This window comes from Saccharopolyspora sp. NPDC000359, from assembly GCF_040300525.1.
Taxonomy (GTDB): domain Bacteria; phylum Actinomycetota; class Actinomycetes; order Mycobacteriales; family Pseudonocardiaceae; genus Saccharopolyspora.
Genome location: NZ_JBEPDU010000048.1, coordinates 40381 through 57459, shown reverse-complemented (window position 1 = coordinate 57459; position 17079 = coordinate 40381). Strand labels below are relative to the sequence as shown.

The 17079-nt window shown below is 71.4% G+C and carries 16 protein-coding genes; 4 read left to right on the top strand and 12 right to left on the bottom strand.

Annotated elements, in window-relative coordinates:
- Nucleotides 1–167 precede the first annotated feature (167 nt).
- From ABT324_RS26390 to ABT324_RS26375, 4 genes are all read right to left on the bottom strand, one after another.
- Entirely contained in the window at nucleotides 168–1445 is a 1278-nt protein-coding gene (locus tag ABT324_RS26390) for an alginate O-acetyltransferase AlgX-related protein (protein WP_351182880.1), read from the bottom strand.
- Between the two features lie 56 nt (nucleotides 1446–1501).
- Nucleotides 1502–2203, bottom strand: coding sequence for a protein phosphatase 2C domain-containing protein (locus ABT324_RS26385; RefSeq protein ID WP_351182878.1), 702 nt, complete (start codon nucleotides 2201–2203; stop codon nucleotides 1502–1504).
- 221 nt (nucleotides 2204–2424) lie between these two features.
- A complete protein-coding gene (locus ABT324_RS26380; protein WP_351182876.1) occupies nucleotides 2425–4443 on the bottom strand; it encodes a putative bifunctional diguanylate cyclase/phosphodiesterase in 2019 nt (672 codons plus the stop codon).
- A 171-nt stretch (nucleotides 4444–4614) separates the two neighbouring features.
- Nucleotides 4615–6048: an MBOAT family O-acyltransferase gene (locus tag ABT324_RS26375; protein ID WP_351182874.1), complete on the bottom strand. Its 1434-nt coding sequence runs from the start codon at nucleotides 6046–6048 to the stop codon at nucleotides 4615–4617.
- Nucleotides 6049–6242: 194 nt separating this feature from the next.
- Between ABT324_RS26375 and ABT324_RS26370 the strand changes: the two genes are divergently transcribed.
- Nucleotides 6243–7064, top strand: coding sequence for a phospholipid scramblase-related protein (locus tag ABT324_RS26370; RefSeq protein WP_351182872.1), 822 nt, complete (start codon nucleotides 6243–6245; stop codon nucleotides 7062–7064).
- A gap of 249 nt (nucleotides 7065–7313) precedes the next feature.
- Here ABT324_RS26370 and rlmB read toward each other — a convergent pair whose 3' ends face one another.
- From rlmB to ABT324_RS26335, 7 genes are all read right to left on the bottom strand, one after another.
- On the bottom strand, nucleotides 7314–8270 hold the full coding sequence (gene rlmB, locus ABT324_RS26365; RefSeq protein WP_351182870.1) for a 23S rRNA (guanosine(2251)-2'-O)-methyltransferase RlmB: 957 nt from the start codon (nucleotides 8268–8270) through the stop codon (nucleotides 7314–7316).
- Between the two features lie 3 nt (nucleotides 8271–8273).
- On the bottom strand, nucleotides 8274–9668 hold the full coding sequence (gene cysS, locus ABT324_RS26360; protein ID WP_351182868.1) for a cysteine--tRNA ligase: 1395 nt from the start codon (nucleotides 9666–9668) through the stop codon (nucleotides 8274–8276).
- Nucleotides 9669–9740: 72 nt separating this feature from the next.
- Nucleotides 9741–10421 (bottom strand): HAD family hydrolase, encoded by a 681-nt coding sequence (locus ABT324_RS26355; protein ID WP_351182866.1) that lies wholly within the window; start codon nucleotides 10419–10421, stop codon nucleotides 9741–9743.
- A gap of 100 nt (nucleotides 10422–10521) precedes the next feature.
- Complete coding sequence (locus ABT324_RS26350; RefSeq protein ID WP_351182864.1) at nucleotides 10522–10722, bottom strand: hypothetical protein; 201 nt, start codon at nucleotides 10720–10722, stop codon at nucleotides 10522–10524.
- Between the two features lie 110 nt (nucleotides 10723–10832).
- Complete coding sequence (ispF, locus tag ABT324_RS26345) at nucleotides 10833–11315, bottom strand: 2-C-methyl-D-erythritol 2,4-cyclodiphosphate synthase (RefSeq protein WP_351182862.1); 483 nt, start codon at nucleotides 11313–11315, stop codon at nucleotides 10833–10835.
- A complete protein-coding gene (ispD, locus tag ABT324_RS26340; protein WP_351182860.1) occupies nucleotides 11312–12016 on the bottom strand; it encodes a 2-C-methyl-D-erythritol 4-phosphate cytidylyltransferase in 705 nt (234 codons plus the stop codon). The genes ispF and ispD overlap by 4 nt, the downstream gene beginning before the upstream one ends.
- A gap of 19 nt (nucleotides 12017–12035) precedes the next feature.
- Nucleotides 12036–12524 carry a CarD family transcriptional regulator gene (locus tag ABT324_RS26335; protein ID WP_009947449.1) on the bottom strand — a complete coding sequence of 163 codons (489 nt, stop codon included), beginning with the start codon at nucleotides 12522–12524 and terminating at the stop codon, nucleotides 12036–12038.
- Nucleotides 12525–12824: 300 nt separating this feature from the next.
- Between ABT324_RS26335 and ABT324_RS26330 the strand changes: the two genes are divergently transcribed.
- From ABT324_RS26330 to disA, 3 genes are all read left to right on the top strand, one after another.
- A complete protein-coding gene (locus tag ABT324_RS26330) occupies nucleotides 12825–13400 on the top strand; it encodes a copper chaperone PCu(A)C domain-containing protein (RefSeq protein WP_351182858.1) in 576 nt (191 codons plus the stop codon).
- A 107-nt stretch (nucleotides 13401–13507) separates the two neighbouring features.
- A complete protein-coding gene (gene radA, locus ABT324_RS26325; protein WP_351182856.1) occupies nucleotides 13508–14878 on the top strand; it encodes a DNA repair protein RadA in 1371 nt (456 codons plus the stop codon).
- Nucleotides 14879–14880: 2 nt separating this feature from the next.
- On the top strand, nucleotides 14881–15978 hold the full coding sequence (gene disA, locus ABT324_RS26320; protein ID WP_351182884.1) for a DNA integrity scanning diadenylate cyclase DisA: 1098 nt from the start codon (nucleotides 14881–14883) through the stop codon (nucleotides 15976–15978).
- Between the two features lie 66 nt (nucleotides 15979–16044).
- Here the strand turns inward: disA and ABT324_RS26315 are convergent, their stop codons facing one another.
- On the bottom strand, nucleotides 16045–16629 hold the full coding sequence (locus tag ABT324_RS26315) for a hypothetical protein (RefSeq protein ID WP_351182854.1): 585 nt from the start codon (nucleotides 16627–16629) through the stop codon (nucleotides 16045–16047).
- Nucleotides 16630–17079 lie beyond the last annotated feature (450 nt).

Below are 17079 nucleotides of genomic sequence, written 5' to 3'. Positions count from 1 at the left end.
AAACAAAAAACTGTTGCGGTTACTCCCGTGGTGTCCCTACCCCACCACCCCCCACCACCCCCCCCCGACCCCCCTACGATCGGGGGTCGTGAGTGCGAAACGGTGCTCCAGCACCGTTTCGCACTCACGAGCCCCGCCCCGGCCCAGTTCGCGAGGCCGGGGCAGGGTCAGCGGACGGGGTGGGCGGCCAGGACGGCGCCGACCTGGTCGGCCACCGCCTGGTCGAGCATGGGGTAGCGACCTCCGGCGACGAAGCGCTCGGAGAGCTCGAAGGTCACCACCTCGCCCTCGGCGAGGAGCTGGCCCGTCGCCGCCGGGTCCACCGCGACCTGGTCCGGGTGCACGATCGTCAGGTCGGTGAACGTCGCCGCCAGGTACGGGCTGGCGAACTGGGTGAACGAGTCGCCCACCATCCGCACCGGCTTGGTGATCATGCCCGGCTTCGGCGGCGACCCCAGGTGCAGCGGTTCGTGGAAGTCGCTCGGCTTGAACTGGGTGTTGTCCACGTCGCTGCCGTCCGGGGCCAGCGAGTACGCCTGGATCGGCACGGTGCGGTCCTGGCCCAGCAGGTCCGGGATGTCCGCGCTGTGCGGGTACTGCCGCGACGGCCGGACCTCCCAGGTGCTCGTCGTCCCCGGCTGCAGCCGTTCGGCGAGCTGGTAGGCCATCGTGATGCCGCCCTCGTGCGTCCAGTGCGTGTCGATGTCGTGGTAGATCGGCCGCTGGTTGCGGTCCGCCACCTCGCGCAGCTGGCGGCGCATGTCCAGGGCCCCGGTCTCGCGCGGCACCCGCTTCCAGAACTCCTCGCGGGCCTTCGTGGAGCAGTCCTCGCCCGCGTAGGTGTCCGGCATGTTCTCCGGGTACGCGGTGGACTTGTCCGGCGCGATGACCAGCTGGAACTCCCGACCGGACGCCTCGACCACCTCGCGCCAGCGGCGCAGCCCGGCGATCACCTCGTCCAGCGAGCGCTTCGGCACGCACCGGTAGGACACGTCGTGGCCCAGGAAGAGCCAGCCGCCCTTGCCCTCGATGACCGAGGGGAACACGTTCTCGTTGACCTGCGGCTTCTCGTCGACCTGCCCGGCGCCCACCGGGGAGGTGTGCGAGCCGCCGTCCAACCGCGCGGGCTCGCCGAAGACCCCGCGGCTGAGCGCGTCCACCGACTGCACGGCCTGCCGCCGGAACGGCAGGTGGTCGGTGGCCCAGGCGTTCAGGCCGGTGAAGAAGCCCCAGCCGTCGGTGACGCTCGGGAACGCCGCCAGCGGGCGGTTCTCCAGCTGCGCCGGGCGGGCCCCGAAGACCCAGCTGACCAGGGGTGCGGTGAAGAACAGGACGGCGCACACCAGCGCCGCGAGCTGCCGCCTGCCGTGCCGCGGGCGGTGCAGCGGGTGCTCCCGCGGCAACCACGCCTCGTGGACCGGGGGGAGGTTCTTCTGCCGCGACACACCCCAACGTTATCCGGCCACCCACCGCGACCGGCCGAGAACGGGCGGATCGGCGGTCACTCGACGTTGACCACCACGACGCTGACGTTGTCGTCGGCGTGCTGTTCCACCGCGGCCGCGACGAGCTGGTCCGCGGCGTCCTGCGGAGTCGGCTCCGACCCCAGGACCTCCTCGATCTCCTCGGTGGCCAGCGTCTTGAACAGCCCGTCCGAGCAGAGCAGCAGCCGGTCCCCCGGCTGGCAGGACAGGTCGATGCGGTCCACCTCGACCTCCGGGTTGACCCCAATCGCCCGGGTGAGCACGTTGCGGTGCGGGTGCTCGTCGGCGGCTTCCTCGCTGACCGCCCCAGCGCGCAGCAGCTCCGCGATGACGGTGTGGTCGCGGGTGAGCCCTTCGAGCCGCCCGCCGCGCAGCCGGTAGAGCCGCGAATCCCCCACGTGCGCGGCCACCACCCCGGCATCGGAGGTCAGCGCCACGGCGACCAGCGTGGTCCCCATGGTGATCTCCTCGCGGTCCGCGCGTCTCAGGACCGCCCGGTTGGCCTGCTGGCAGGCGCGCAGCAGCCCGGCGGCGCTGCGGTCGGTGGCGAAGTCCGCCTTCACCGCGTCGAGCGCGAGCCTGCTGGCGACCTCCCCGCTGGACAACCCGCCCACCCCGTCGGCGAGCCCGAACAGCCCGTCGTCGACGACCACGGCGTCCTGGTTGATCTCCCGTCCGCCCTGGTGCGTTGCTGCGCCGGCGACAAGCGTGCTGGTCACTTAGGGTCCCTCCGATTGGGTTCGACCGGTTGAGCTGCTCCACCGGGAGACGGCCACCGACCCGCCGAGGTTCGCACGATCCCGCAATCCCGGTGAGCAGATCACACCAAGTCGAGCGGCAGCCGACCCGATCACAGGCCCTTCCCGTGGGGGTAGAGTCAAGCACCCGGGAACCGGAGGTACTGGTCGCGGGGTCGATCAGCGCGCGCAGCGCAGGCTGGTCAGCGCCGGTAGCCGGGCGCCGCGCCGGTCGCCAGCATCGTCCGGAAGTCCTCCGCCGGTACCGCTGGGGAGAACAGGAACCCCTGGTAGAGGTCCATCCCGATCGACCGCAGCACGCGCAGCTGCTCGATCGTCTCGACTCCCTCGGCGATGCAGGTGTGCCCCATGGCGTGGGCCATCGTGCACACGGCCTGCGACACGGCGAGGTCGGTGCTGTTGCTGTCGATGTCGGCCACGAACCGGCCGTCGAGCTTGATGGTCTGCACCGGCAGGTGCTTCAGGCGGGCCATCGAGGAGTAGCCGGTGCCGAAGTCGTCGATCGCGAAGCGCGCACCGCGCTCGACGAGCCGCTCCATGGCGTACCGGTTCTGCGGGCGCAGGTCCACGAGGTCCGTTTCGACCAGTTCGAGCTCGACGCGGTACCAGTCGATGCCCGAGTCGGTCACGGCCTCGGTGACCAGGTCCACGAAGTCCGGGTCGCCGGGCAGCAGACCAGCGATGTTGACCGCCACCGAGACCGGTCGGCCGCCCACCGGCGGCCACCCGGCGGCGTCCCGGAACGCGGTCCGCAGCACCCACTGGTCCAGGTCGTGCAGCTGCCCGGAGCGCTCGGCCACGGGCAGGAAGACACCGGGGCTGACCACCCCGCGGTCCGGTCGTGGCCAGCGCACCAGCGCCTCCGCCCCGACGATGGAGCCGTCGGCGGCCACCACCGGCTGGTAGTGCAGGGTCAGCTCGTCGCGGTGCAGCGCGTCCCGCAGCTGCGCTTCCAGCGGGAGCTGGCGGTCCGCGGCGGAGATCAGGTCGGGATCGGCCACCACGACCTGGTTGAAGCCCTTCTGCTGCGCCTCGGACGCCGCGATGGCGGCGTGCCGGAACAGGTCGTCGGCGGTGACTCCGCCGCCGCGCGGAGTCGCCACCCCGATCGAGCCGGACAGCTGGACGAGGTGGTTGCCCACCGGCAGCGTGGTGCGCAGCAGCCCGGACACGAGCGTGATCAGCGCTTCCACGCCGCCCACCGCCCTGGTGTCCGGGCAGACGATCATGAACTTCTCCCACCTGGGGCTGCGGGCGCCGATGCACGTCTCCGGGAGCCCTTCCGCCAGGCGTTGCGCCACGGAGGCCTCCACGTCGGCCGCCGCCTCGTACCCCAGCGAGTGGTCGATCCGCCGGACGTTGTCGATCCCGCAGGCCAGCACGGCCACGTCCTCGGCGGCGGGCCCCTCCAGCAGCCTGGCCAGGATGTCGACGGCCGCGCCCATGTCGACCAGCAGCCCCGAGCTGTCCTGGTCATCGGCGGCGCTGACGTCCTGCGCGGTGCCGACCAGCATCGTCCGGCGTCCCTTGCTCACCACGCCGTGCACGCGCAGCGTCCGCAGCCCGCCGTCCCCGCGGACGAACCGGTGCTCGAACTCGACCGGCAGGGAGTGCTCCACCGAGTGGAGGACCTTCCGGCGCACCATGTCGCGGTCGTGCGGGTGCACGAAGGCCAGGAACTCCTCCAGGGTCATCCCGTCCCGCAGCGGGATGCCGGTCAGCTCGTGGAACACCTTCGACAGCCGCAACGAGTCGGTGGCCGGGTCCAGCTGCCAGGTCCCGATCTTGGCGGCCCGCTGGAGGTCCAGCATCGGCGCGTTGCTGATCTGGTCGGCCCGCTCCTCCTCCAGCGAGTCCTCCCGCCCGGTGGCCGGGTGGGCCGGGGCGGCGGTCAGGTCCGAGACGTCGCAGAGCACGGTGCACACCAACTGCCCGGCCGACCAGCTCACGGTGCGCACCGCAGGACGCCCACCGCCATCCGGCGGGCCCTCGCGGACCCCCACCTCCTCGAGCTGCCGCCCGACGAGGTCATCGGGCCCCTCGTACCCGAGCAACGCGGCAGCCTGCGCGGTCGCACGCACCACAACACCACCAGGAGTGCACAGCAGGACGGGGCCGTCAGGCAGCCCCTGCGGAGCGATCTGCACCCAGTCCGCCAGCCCGTCCGGCCCGGCCTCGGAGCGCTCACTTCGGGTACTCACCGACACCTCCCCCGCACGAAGAGCCGCGCGCTCCCCCAAGACTTCCCCACTCATCCCCGCCGAACACCGCTTCACACCCGGAAGCGGAGCTCACGGGAGGGCTGGGTCGCCAAGGCCCCGAGGTGGGTGGGCACCGGTTCGCTGATCCCGACCGGGCACCGGAACCGCTGGTCAGAACTGGTAGTAGAGGAAGGGGCTGAAGGAGCCGGTGGCGACCAGGAGGCCCGAGTAGCCGAGGCCGAGGGTGAGAACACCGATGCGCAGCGCGTAGGCCTGCGGGGTGCGCACCGACTCCAGGAACGGGCCGGTACCCGCGTTCGCCGGCAGGAACACCACCACCAGCGCCAGCAGCAGCAACACCACCCGCTGGTTGGTCACCGCCGCCGCCACGATGTCGGTCAGGCCCGCGAAATCCGGGACCAGCATGTGGCCCAGCATGACGAAGGCGCTGCTCAGGTCCGGGGAGCGGAAGAACACCCAGCCGACCACCACCAGCAGCATCGTCAGCGCGCGGCGGGCCAGGCGGGCGGGGAGGTCGGCCGGGGCGTGCGCCCAACCGAACGCGCGCTCGACCACCAGCAGCAGGCCGTGGAACAGGCCCCACACCAGGTACGTCCAGGCCGCGCCGTGCCAGAAGCCGGTCAGCACGAAGATGATCGCCAGGTTCCGGTAGGTGCGGGCCTGGCCGCCGCGGTTGCCGCCCAGCGGGATGTAGACGTAGTCCCGGAACCAGCGCGACAGCGACATGTGCCAGCGGCGCCAGAACTCCGTGACGGTCACCGACGAGTACGGCCGGGCGAAGTTCTCCGGCAGCCGGAACCCCAGCATCCGGCCCAGGCCGATCGCCATGTCCGAGTACCCGGAGAAGTCGAAGTACAGCTGCACCGCGTAGCCGATCGCCCCCAGCCAGGCGATCGCGAACGTCATGTCCTCGTCCGGGGTCGCGAAGCAGGCGTCCACCATCGGCGACAGCGCGTCGGCGATGACGACCTTCTTCGTCAACCCCCACGCGAACCGCGGGAAGCCCGCCGCGATGTCGTCGAGCCGGTGGGTGCGTTGCTGCGGCAGCTGGTCGGCGATCTCCCGGTAGCGCACGATCGGACCCGCCACCAGCTGCGGGAACATCGCGATGTAGGTGATGAACGAGACCGGGTTGCGCAGCGCGGGCCGCTCGCCGCGGTAGATGTCCACCACGTAGGAGATGTGGTGGAACGTGTAGAAAGAGATGCCGATCGGCAGCGCCAGGTGCAGCACCGGGAAGTCACCGCCGAACCAGCTGCTGAGCACCGCCAGCTGCTCGGTGGCGAACCCCGCGTACTTCCACACCGCCAGGATCGCCAGGTTGAACGACACCGTGCCGATCAGCACCCACCGGCGCCGGTTCCGCTCGAAGCCCCACTCGACCGGTTCCAGCCGCAGCCCGGCGAAGTAGTTCACCACGATGCACGACAGCAGCAGCAGCGTGGTGCCGCCCGCGCCGCTGGCGTAGAACAGCAGGCTCGCCACCGCGACGACGGCGTTGCGCCCGGCGCGCGGGGCGATCAGCACCGCCGCCAGCACGGCCGGCAGGAAGTACCAGAGGAACAGGGAGCTTGCGAACGACATCGGGGCCTCGGAGTGCGGGAGGCCCTCGCCTCCCCTGGATGATTGCTGCTCGGACTCTATCCGAGCCCGGAACGTCACCGAGCCGAAACGGCTCGGGTTGAAACATCCGCTTTGTCCTGACCAGGCAGAACAGTGGCCCGCGCGGCAGCCGAAAGCGCGGACGGCGGCAGCGCCGATCACCTAGCCTGGGGCTCATGAACGCTCCCCCGCCAGGCTGGTACCCGGACCAGGCCGACCAGCGCTACGTCCGCTGGTGGGACGGCCGCCAGTGGACCCCGCACGTCCAGCCAGCCCAGGCACCGGCCCCACCGCCGCAGGGTGACGCCTCGGTCGCGGAGCTGTCCGTGGGCGGCACCGGCAACGCCGCGTCGATCCAGCAGCAGGTCCAGCAGCGCGCGGGGGTCGGCGGCCAGGTCACCGGTGGCGGCGGGACGCTGTTCACCGAGCCGGTGCTGGTGATCAACCAGCAGGCCAAGCTCATCGAGATGTCCAACGAGTACGCCATCTACGACCAGCACGGGCGCCAGCTCGGCTCGGTCGTGCAGGTCGGGCAGAACGGCGCGCAGAAGGCGCTGCGGGCGTTCACCAAGCTCGACTCGCTGATGACGGTCAAGCTGGAGATCCGGGACATCACCGGCCGCCCGCACCTGCTGCTGACCCGCCCGGCGACGCTGTGGAAGGGCACCGTCCACGTGCAGCGCGCGGACCAGTCGCCGATCGGCGAGATTCGGTTGGCGAACTTCTGGGGCAAGGCGCGCTTCAACTTCGAGATCGGCGGCCAGCGCGTCGGCGGCCTGCAGGCGGAGAACCTGCGCGCCTGGGACATCAAGGTCCTCGACCACGCGGACCAGGAGATCGGCCAGATCACCAAGACCTGGCAGGGCCTGGCGAAGGCGGCCTTCACCACGGCGGACAACTACGTCCTGCAGATCTACCGGCCGCTCCAGGATCCACTCCTGAGCATGACCCTCGCCTCGGCCCTGACCTTCGACACGATCTTCAGCCAGCACCAGTGACCCACCCGGACCGCAGTTTCAATTGAAACTGCAAACCCCGGCGTGTCGGGTGCCGGACACGCCGGAGCGCGTCGGGTACCGGACACACCGGGGTGGGCGTGCACGTCCGGGGTGGCTTCCACTGAGATCGCGGCCGGGGAGACGGAACCGGCCCCCGGCAGGAGGCCGGGACTGGACCCAGTCGGCGGAGGCGCGGAGGCCCCCGCCAGCGGCCGGGGCCGGGGTCCCCGGGCGGGAACCCCGGTGGGGTCAGTGGATCCGGCGGCGGCGGGCGACTTCGGCGAGGACGACGCCTGCGGCGACCGACGCGTTGAGGGACTCGACCCCCGCCGCCATCGGGATCGAGACCGTCTGGTCGCAAGTCTCCCGAACCAGGCGGGACAGGCCCCGGCCCTCGGAGCCGACGACCACCACCAGCGGGCCGGTGGCCAGCTCCAGCTCGTCCGAGTTCACGTCGGAGTCCGCGTCGAGGCCGATCACCATCAGGCCCTCGCTCTTGAGGTCCTTCAGCGTGCGGGTCAGGTTCACTGCCTTGGCCACCGGGAGCTTCGCCGCGGTGCCCGCGCTGGTGCGCCAGGCCACGGCGGTGATCCCGGCGCTTCGGCGCTGCGGCACGATCACGCCGTGCGCGCCGAAGGCCGCCGCCGAGCGGATCACCGCACCGAGGTTGCGCGGGTCGGTTACCCCGTCGAGCGCCACGATCAGCGGCGGCAGGCCGGAGTCGCGCGCCGCCTGCAGCACTTCCTCCGGGTGCGCGTACTTGAACTGCGGCACCTGGAGCGCGAGGCCCTGGTGCACCGCGTTGTGCGTCATCCGGTCCAGCTCGACGCGCGGCACGTCGACCACCGAGATGCCGCGCGCCTTCGCCTCCCGGACCGCTTCGGTGACCCGGTCGTCGATGTCGATGCCCTGCGCGACGAACAGCCCGCTCGCGGGCACGCCCGCCCGGACGCACTCCACCACCGGGTTGCGCCCGCACACCAGCTCCGGCTGCGACTCCGCCGCCGCCTGGCGCTTCGCGCGCTGCTGCTCAGCCTTCGCGCGCGCGTCCGCGCGCCGCTTCGCGGGGTGGCTGACGCGCTCCTCCGCCTTCGGCGTCGGGCCCTTGCCGCGCAGGCCCCTGCGCCGCTGCCCGCCGGAACCGACGACCATGCCCTTCTTGTTGGACTTGCGCATGCCGCCGCGGCGCTTGTCGTTGCCAGCCACGTGTTACCCGTCTTTCAGTGTCCACATCGGGCCGTCGGGGGTGTCCTCGACGGCAATCCCGCTGGCCTGCAGCCGGTCCCGCAGCAGGTCCGCGGTGGCGAAGTCGCGCTCCGCGCGGGCCTGCCTGCGCTGCTCCAGCATGGCCTCCACCAGCTCGCCGAGCGCGCGCAGCGCGGCGTCGTCCGCGCCGGAGTCCTCGGCCCACTGCTCGGACAGCGGGTCCAGCCCGAGCACGTCGGTCATCGCCCGCACGGACGCCGCCGCGCTGCGGGCCGACTCGTCCTCGCCCCGGTCCAGCGCCGCGTTGCCCTCGCGGACCACGTTGTGCACCGCCGCGATCGCCTGCGGCGTGGACAGGTCGTCGTCCATCGCCGCGGCGAACTCCGCCGCCACCTCGCCGTGCCCGACGGCACCGGTGCGCTGCCCGACCCGCCGCACGAACGACTCGATGCGGCGGTAGGTGGCCACCGCCTCGGACAGGCCCTCCTCGGAGAACTCGATGGTGGACCGGTAGTGCGGGGTGACCAGGTAGTACCGCAGCTCGGCCGCGCGGGCCCGCTTCAGCACCTCCGGGATGGACAGCACGTTGCCCAGCGACTTCGACATCTTCTCGCCGCTCATGGTCACCCAGGCGTTGTGCATCCAGTACTGGGCGAAGCCGTCCCCGGCGGCGTTGGACTGCGCCAGCTCGTTCTCGTGGTGCGGGAAGACCAGGTCGAGCCCGCCGCCGTGGATGTCGAACTCGCTGCCCAGGTAGAAGGTGGCCATCGCCGAGCACTCCAGGTGCCAGCCGGGCCGACCGCTGCCCCACGGCGTCGGCCAGCTCGGCTCGCCGGGCTTGGCGCCCTTCCACAGCGTGAAGTCGCGCGGGTCCTGCTTGCCGCTGGCCAGCGTCTCGCCCTGCTGCACCTCGTCGAGGCGCTGCCCGGACAGCTTGCCGTACTGGTCGGCGTAGGAGGCGACCGAGAAGTAGACGTCGCCGCCCGCCGCGTAAGCGTGGCCCTTGTCGACCAGGCGCTGGATCAGGTCGACCATCTGCGTGACGTGCCCGGTCGCGCGGGGCAGCGCCGACGGTGGCAGGCAGCCGAGCTGGTCGTAGGCCCGCTCGAAGGCGCGCTCGTGCGTGGCGGCCCACTCCCACCAGGGCCGACCGGCCTCGGCGGCCTTGGTGAGGATCTTGTCGTCGATGTCGGTCACGTTGCGGACCAGGCGCGCGTCGTAGCCGTGGTGCTGCAACCAGCGGCGGAGCACGTCGAAGTTGAGGCCGCTGCGAACGTGGCCGACGTGGGGGACGCCCTGCACGGTGGCACCACAGACGTAGATCGACGCCACTCCGTCGCAGCGCGGGTGGAACTCGCGCGTCGTGCGGGTCGCGGTGTCATGCAGCTGCAGGCTCACAACCCCGATGGTACGGGGGCCGGTTCGGGCCCAATCACGACAGGGGCGGTCGCGTCAAGAGCGCAGTGACGGTCAGCGCAGCAGGTCGCCCACGGCGGTCAGCAGGCCCTCGCGGCGCTCGGCGGTGGGGACCGGTTCCACGATCGCCACCTGGCAACCGACCGCTGCGGCCCCGCCGTCGGCCTCCTCGCTGTCCCCGACCATCAGCGCCTCCTCCGGCGCCACGCCGAGCCGTTCGCAGGCGCGCAGGAAGATCTTCGCGTCCGGCTTGATCACGCCTTCGAGGTAGGACAGCAGGAACTCATCGACGTATTGGGTGACACCGATCCGCTCGAACGCGGGACGGATGTCGAAGGCGATGTTGCTGATCACACCGACCTTCACCCCGGATTCGCGCAGTCGGCGCAGCACCTCCGCCGCGTCCGGGTACTCGGTCCAGTAGTCGGGGTCGATCAGCCGCTCGTACAGACCCTCGGCCTGGCCGTCGGGCACCCCGGAGCTGCGCAGCACCTCCACGTAGACCTTGCGGTGCAGCTCGGGGTCGAGGTCGCGGTTGTCCCAGGCGTGCTGGTACTCGGCGTCGAGCTGGACGACCTGCCCAGTGGGCGCGGTCATCCGGCGCATGATCTCGGCCTGGGCGGCGAGGTCGAAGGGGGCGCCGTCGGCGTCGGTGAGGTCGGCGTACCAGGACGGATCTTCCTCGAGGCGGAACAGCGTGCCGGAGAAGTCGAAGAGCACCGCGCGCAGAGTCACGTGGCCCAAGGTATGCGCGCCGGGCCCCGGCGGCACCGATGTGCGGCCAAGCTCACCCGCACCTCAATTGCCACCGCGAGGCCGGGAGAACTGGCAACGCTCAACAGCGCCGCGCCTCCTGACCGCGCATCGGGACGACGATGCCCGCGACGCAGACCGCAGTGCTCACCCACAGCAGGACCACCGCCAGCGCCAGCCCGAACCCACCGCCCCCGGACCACAGCACGAACGACACTGGCCACCCCACCAACGGCTGCCCCACGAGCAGCCGACGCACCCACCGGTTCCGCTCGATCACCATGTGTTGAGCATCGCGCGCGGCGACCCTGGCATTCCAGGTCGCGGCCCCTGAGTTTTCCCTGACTCCGCCAACCCGTCACGCCCAGCTACCGGGCTGTCACCCGGAGCTCGTCAGGGCGCCGGGAAGACCAGGGCCGTGGCGATCGCGGCGATGCCCTCGCCGCGCCCGGTGAGGCCGAGGCCGTCGGAGGTGGTGCCAGCGACGGAGACCGGCGCCCCGATGGCCGCCGAGAGCGCCTGCTGCGCCTCCTCGCGGCGCTTGCCGATCCGCGGCGCGTTGCCGATGACCTGCACCGTCGCGTTGCCGATGCGAAAACCAGCCGCGGTGACGCGGTCCCGCACCTCGGCCAGGAAGTCCACCCCGTGCGCACCCGCCCAGCGGTCGTCGTCGGTGCCGAACACCGCTCCGAGGTCGCCCAGCCCGGCCGCCGACAGCAGCGCGTCGCACAGCGCGTGCGAGGCGACGTCGCCGTCGGAGTGACCGGCGCAGCCGTCCACCCCCGGCCAGTGCAGCCCGGCGACCCAGCAGTCGCGGCCGGGTTCGACCGGGTGGACGTCGACGCCCTGCCCGACGCGGGGCAGCAGATCGCTCACGCGAGTTCTCCAGAGTTCTGTGGGGCCCCCGCCGCCAGCACCGACTCGGCGATGGCCAGGTCGAACGCGGTGGTGATCTTCAACGCGTGCGGGTGGCCCGCGACGGTGTGCACCTTGCCGCCGATCCGCTCCACCAGGCCCGCGTCGTCGGTGGCGATGTCACCGGCCGCCGCGTACGCCTCGCGCAGCACGTCGATGGCGAAGCCCTGGGGGGTCTGGACGGCGCGGAGCTCGGCGCGGTCCACGGTCGAGACGACGTCCCCGGCCTGGTCGACGCGCTTGATCGTGTCCGAGACCGGCAGCACCGGGATCACCGCGGGCGCGCCCTGCTCGACCGCCCGCACGACGTCCTGGACCACCGACGCCGGGGTGAAAGCACGTGCGGCATCGTGCACCAGCACGACCCGCGCCTCCGGCGCGACCTGCGCTACGACGTCGAGCGCGAGGCGCACCGAATCGGTCCGCTCCGAACCCCCGGGAACCACGTGCGCGGCCGGGAGCTCGGCCAGTTCCGCGGCCACCAGCTCGACCTGCTCGGGCGGGGCCGCCACGACGACGTGCTGCACGCAGCCCGCGGCCAGCAGGCCGCGGACCGCGCGCAACAACAACGATTCACCACTCACCGGAACCAGCGCCTTGGGCATCCCCAACCCCAAGCGCACCCCGCGGCCAGCCGCGGGGACCAGCGCGACTACGCTCACGCCCGCCCGTTCCCGATGATCAAACCGCGGTGGCGAGGACTTCGTCCAGCAGGGTTTCCGCTTTGCCCTCATCAGTGCCCTCGGCCAGCGCCAACTCGCTGACCAGGATCTGACGGGCCTTCGCCAGCATCCGCTTCTCGCCTGCGGACAGGCCACGATCCTTCTCGCGTCGCCAGAGGTCGCGCACCACTTCGGCCACCTTGTTCACATCGCCGGAGGCGAGCTTCTCCAGGTTGGCCTTGTACCGTCGAGACCAGTTGGTGGGCTCTTCGGTGTGCGGGGCCCGCAGCACGTCGAAGACCCGATCGAGACCCTCCTGGCCGACCACGTCCCGGACGCCGACGATCTCGGCGTTGTCCGCGGGAACGCGCACGGTCAGGTCGCCCTGCGCGACCTTGAGGACGAGGTACTGCTTCTCCTCGCCCTTGATCACACGAGTCTCGATTGCTTCGATGAGCGCGGCACCGTGATGCGGGTAGACGACGGTCTCTCCGACCTTGAAAACCATGTGTCCTCTGCCCCTTTCGCTATGCCCACTTTACCACGCCAAGCAACTCGTCTTCGACGCCCCACCATCCGTAATCGCAGGTCAGGCCGTGGACTGGGGTTGACAAAGGGCACCCGAACGTGCAAGGCGAGACCTTTCGGCCCACTGAAATCGTCCACAATGGACATCAATGCCAGGGGTGCGCGCACCCCACCCGGGCACCGGTCGATGCGTAGCTCGGCAAGACCCTGGAGCACCCCCGCGCGGGCGGGGCATTAAGCTCCACCTGGTTGTCCGGCAATCAGGAAGGACGCTGCAACCGTGAGCCGCCCTCAGCACCACAAGGCCGTCCGCCTGCGGTTGATCCCGGCCGCAATCGGGCTCGGCGCCGTCGTCGCCCTCGCTGGGTGCAGTGCCGGTCAGGTGACCGAGACCGACACCCAGGTCGCCGCCGTGAACGGCGGTAGCGGTGATGTCCAGGACATCGCCATCCGCAACGCCATGTTCACCTTCCCGAGCACCGGCACGGTCTACCCGGCCGGGTCCTCCGCACCGCTGGAGGTGGTGCTGGCCAACGAGGGCGCGGCCGACAGGCTCGTCCAGGTCACCAGCGACTACACCACCGCGCCGGCCACCATCGGCGGGGACACCACCCTGCCCAGCCGCACCGCGCTGCACGCCACCGGCGCCTCCGCCGAGCAGAAGGCGCAGGTCGAGGCCGCCGGCGGACGTCAGGTGCAGATCACGCTGAACGGGTTCAAGCAGGACATCACCCCCGGCGTGACCATCCCGGTGACCTTCGTGTTCGAGAAGGCCGGCCCGGTCACCGTCCAGGTGCCGATCAGCGAGGACCAGAAGCCGCGCCCCGAGCAGCACGACGGCGAAGGCGGTCACTGACCCCCACAGCTACCCGGATCGGGCCGTCCGCAGCAGCGGGCGGCCCGATCCGCGTCTCGGGCGCACGTCGTGGTCGCGCCGTCGTCCCGGGCGGATAGCCTCGCCACGTGCCGCCCAAGAACGCCCGAGCCGCCCGCCCCGCCTTCCGCTGCGCCGACTGCGGCCACGAGGTCGCCAAGTGGGTCGGGCGCTGCCCGAGCTGCCAGGCGTGGGGCACCGTCGAGGAGGCCGCCCCCGCCCGCCCCGCGCTGGCCAAGGTCAGCGCCGGTGCCCCGGCCACCCCGGCCCGCCCGATCGCCGAGGTCGACCTGGACTCGGCCCGCGCGGTGTCCACCGGCATCGGCGAGCTGGACCGGGTACTCGGCGGCGGCATCGTGCCCGGCGCGGTCGTGCTGCTGGCCGGTGAGCCCGGAGTGGGCAAGTCCACACTGCTGCTGGAGGTCGCCCACCGCTGGGCCACCAACTCCGCGCGCGGCCCGTCGCTGTACGTCACGGGCGAGGAATCCGCAGGTCAGGTGCGGTTGCGAGCGGAGCGGACGGACTCGGTGCACCCGCAGCTCTACCTCGGCGCGGAGAGCGACCTCTCCGCCGTGCTGGGGCACGTCGACGCGGTCAAGCCCGGCCTGCTGATCGTCGACTCGGTGCAGACCGTGCAGTCCCCCGACGCCGAGGGCAGCCCCGGCGGCGTCACCCAGGTCCGGGCGGTCACCACCGCGCTGGTGGCGCTGGCCAAGGAGCGCGGGTTGCCGGTGGTGCTCGTCGGGCACGTCACCAAGGACGGCGCGGTGGCCGGACCCCGCGTGCTGGAACACCTGGTCGACGTGGTGCTGCACTTCGAGGGCGACCGCCACTCGGCGCTGCGGATGCTGCGCGGGGTGAAGAACCGGTTCGGCCCCGCCGACGAGGTCGGCTGCTTCGAGCAGCGCGACGACGGCATCGCCGAGGTCCCCGACCCCTCCGGGCTGTTCATCAACCGGCAGGAGACCGTCGTCGACGGCACCGCGGTGACCGTCATGGTCGAGGGCAAGCGGCCGCTGCTGGTCGAGGTCCAGGCGCTGCTGATGCAGACCCAGATGGCGATGCCGCGCCGGTCGGTCAGCGGGCTCGACTCGGCGCGGGTGTCCATGACGCTGGCCGTGCTGGGAAAGCACGGCAAGATCCCCACCGGCGAGTACGACGTGTTCGCCGCGACGGTCGGCGGGCAACGCGTGAACGAACCCGCCGCGGACCTCGCCGTCGCGCTGGCCATCGCGTCCTCGCGGAAGAGCAAACCGCTGCCGCCGAACCTGGTCGTGGTCGGCGAAGTCGGCCTGGCGGGCGAGATCCGCCGGGTCAACGGGGTCGGCCGCCGGCTGGCGGAGGCCGCGCGGCTGGGCTTCGATCGAGCGCTGGTGCCCCCGGACTCCGGACCGCTGCCCAAGGGCGTGCGGGCCACGGTGGTGTCCAACATCGGCGACGCGCTCAAGATCGTGAGGTGAGCATGAGCCACGAGGCGCTGCGCGCCACGCTGGCCCGGCTGGCGCCCGGAACCGCGCTGCGCGACGGCCTGGAGCGCATCCTGCGCGGCCGCACCGGCGGGCTGATCGTGCTCGGCTACGACCCCACCGTGGAAGCGCTCTGCGACGGCGGGTTCCACCTGGACATCGAGTTCAGCGCCACCCGGCTGCGCGAACTGTCCAAGATGGATGGTGCGGTGGTGCTGTCCACCGACGCCCAGCGGATCATGCGGGCCAACGTCCACCTGGTTCCCGATGCGAGCACGCCCACCGAGGAGTCCGGCACCCGGCACCGCACCGCGGAGCGCACCGCGATCCAGACCGGCTACCCGGTGGTGTCGGTCAGCCAGTCGATGAGCATCATCAGCGTCTACACGCAGGGCCACCGGCACGTGCTGATCGGCTCGCCGGAGATCCTCTCCCGCGCCAACCAGGCGCTGGCCACCCTGGAGCGCTACACCGCGCGGCTGGCCGAGGTCGCGCAGGCGCTGTCGGCCCTGGAGATCCAGGACTACGTGACGCTGCGGGACGCGATGACCGTCGTGCAGCGGATGGAGATGGTGCGCCGGATCGCCGACGAGATCGAAGGCGACGTGATCGAGCTCGGCGGCGACGGCAGGCTGATCGAGCTGCAGCTCGACGAGCTGGTCGGCCCGCTGCGCGACGCCCGGCGCGGCCGCGACGGCATCGACCTGGACCGCGAGCTGATCGTGCAGGAGTACCTGCCCACCAACGGCGCGATGCCGACCTCGGAGCAGGTGGGCGCGGCCCTGCGCAAGCTCGACGGGACCGAGCTGCTGGACCTCACCGCGATCGCCGCCGCCTTCGGGTACCCGGACACCCCGGAAGCCCTGGACCAGCACCTGAGCCCGCGCGGCTACCGCCTGCTGGCCCGCGTGCCGAGGCTGCCCGCGGCGGTCCGCCGCCGCCTGGTGGAGCACTTCGGCTCCCTGCAGCGCCTCCTCGCAGCCACGGTGGACGAACTGCGCGAGGTGGACGCGCTGGGCGAAGCCCAAGCCCGCCTGGTCCGAGAAGGTCTCTCCCGCCTCGCCGAATCGACCATCATCGACCCCTTCACCTGACTCCCTCGTGAGCGGGGATGGTCGCAACAACCACCATCGCCACTCACGAGGTCATGGCGGTCGGGGTCAGGGGATCAGGCGGAATTCGACTGGGGAGCTGTTCAGGGAGTCCAGGCGGGCGACGACCCTGTACTGGCCTTCGGCGGCCTTGGCCTGGTCGGGACCGCAGTCCGGGGTGGAGGTCAGGCCGGACCACTCGACGTCGTTGCGAACCGACTCGCCTGGCTGCAGCAGCGGTCGCTCGTTGGTCGACTCCGCGTAGCAGTCGTTGCTGGACCACACGTGCTTGCCGGACTGGGAGGTCACGGTCAGCTCGCGCAGCGTGCGGTTGGTGTCGCGCACACAAGGGCGCTCGCCCGCGTTGGTGACCACCATGCTCATGGGGATCCGGTCGCCGACCCGGAACTCGGGGCGGGGCACCTCCGCGACCACCCGGATCGCTTCGTCCGGGCACTGCGGCGGTGGCTCGTCCGCGGCTATCGCGACCGGTTGCCCCGGCGGTGGGGCGGCCTGCGGCTGCGCTCCCGACCCGCTCAGGAGCACCACCGCTCCCCAGCCGAGCAGGACGACCGCGAGCAGCACCGCGACGATCGCCACCACGCGGCGTCGCCAGTACACCGCGGGCGGCAACGGCCCGTTCGGATCAAGCACGGCACGACAGTAACCCGGCGACTACTCCGAACAGCGCTGTCGTTGATCACCCGATCGGGTGCTGCTTGGGGAATTCGCCCTACGGAGTGCGATCGGGGGGGTGCTGGCTCAGGGACTCAGCGGGTAGCAGGACAACTGCCTGGAGAGCGGGGGTGAGCTTCGGGTGGGTGCTGAACCAGCAACCCCGCGCACGACCGGCAGCACGACGACACCCAAACGGCAGCGGTGAGCCCTAGGCGGGTACCGAACCAGGGGCTCGGTGGACGGTTGAACGGGGGACACCTGGGGCGAGCGGTGGTGCTACTGGGTGGAGTTGGGGTGGCGAGGTGCCGTTGCGTGCCGGGTTCCTTTGGGTTCAAAGCGGTGGGGGGTTGCTTTGGGGGTGTAGCGATTTCAATCGAAATTGCCGTCGTTTTGGACGGGGGGTGCGGTGGGGTGGTGAGGCAATTT

Excerpts from the sequence above, each read along its gene's own strand:
- ABT324_RS26375 (WP_351182874.1), bottom strand. The coding sequence starts at position 6,048 with ATGTCGTTCGCAAGCTCCCTGTTCCTCTGGTACTTCCTGCCGGCCGTG.
- ABT324_RS26370 (WP_351182872.1), top strand. The coding sequence starts at position 6,243 with ATGAACGCTCCCCCGCCAGGCTGGTACCCGGACCAGGCCGACCAGCGC.
- ABT324_RS26350 (WP_351182864.1), bottom strand. The coding sequence starts at position 10,722 with ATGGTGATCGAGCGGAACCGGTGGGTGCGTCGGCTGCTCGTGGGGCAG.
- ABT324_RS26335 (WP_009947449.1), bottom strand. The coding sequence starts at position 12,524 with ATGGTTTTCAAGGTCGGAGAGACCGTCGTCTACCCGCATCACGGTGCC.
- disA (WP_351182884.1), top strand. The coding sequence starts at position 14,881 with ATGAGCCACGAGGCGCTGCGCGCCACGCTGGCCCGGCTGGCGCCCGGA.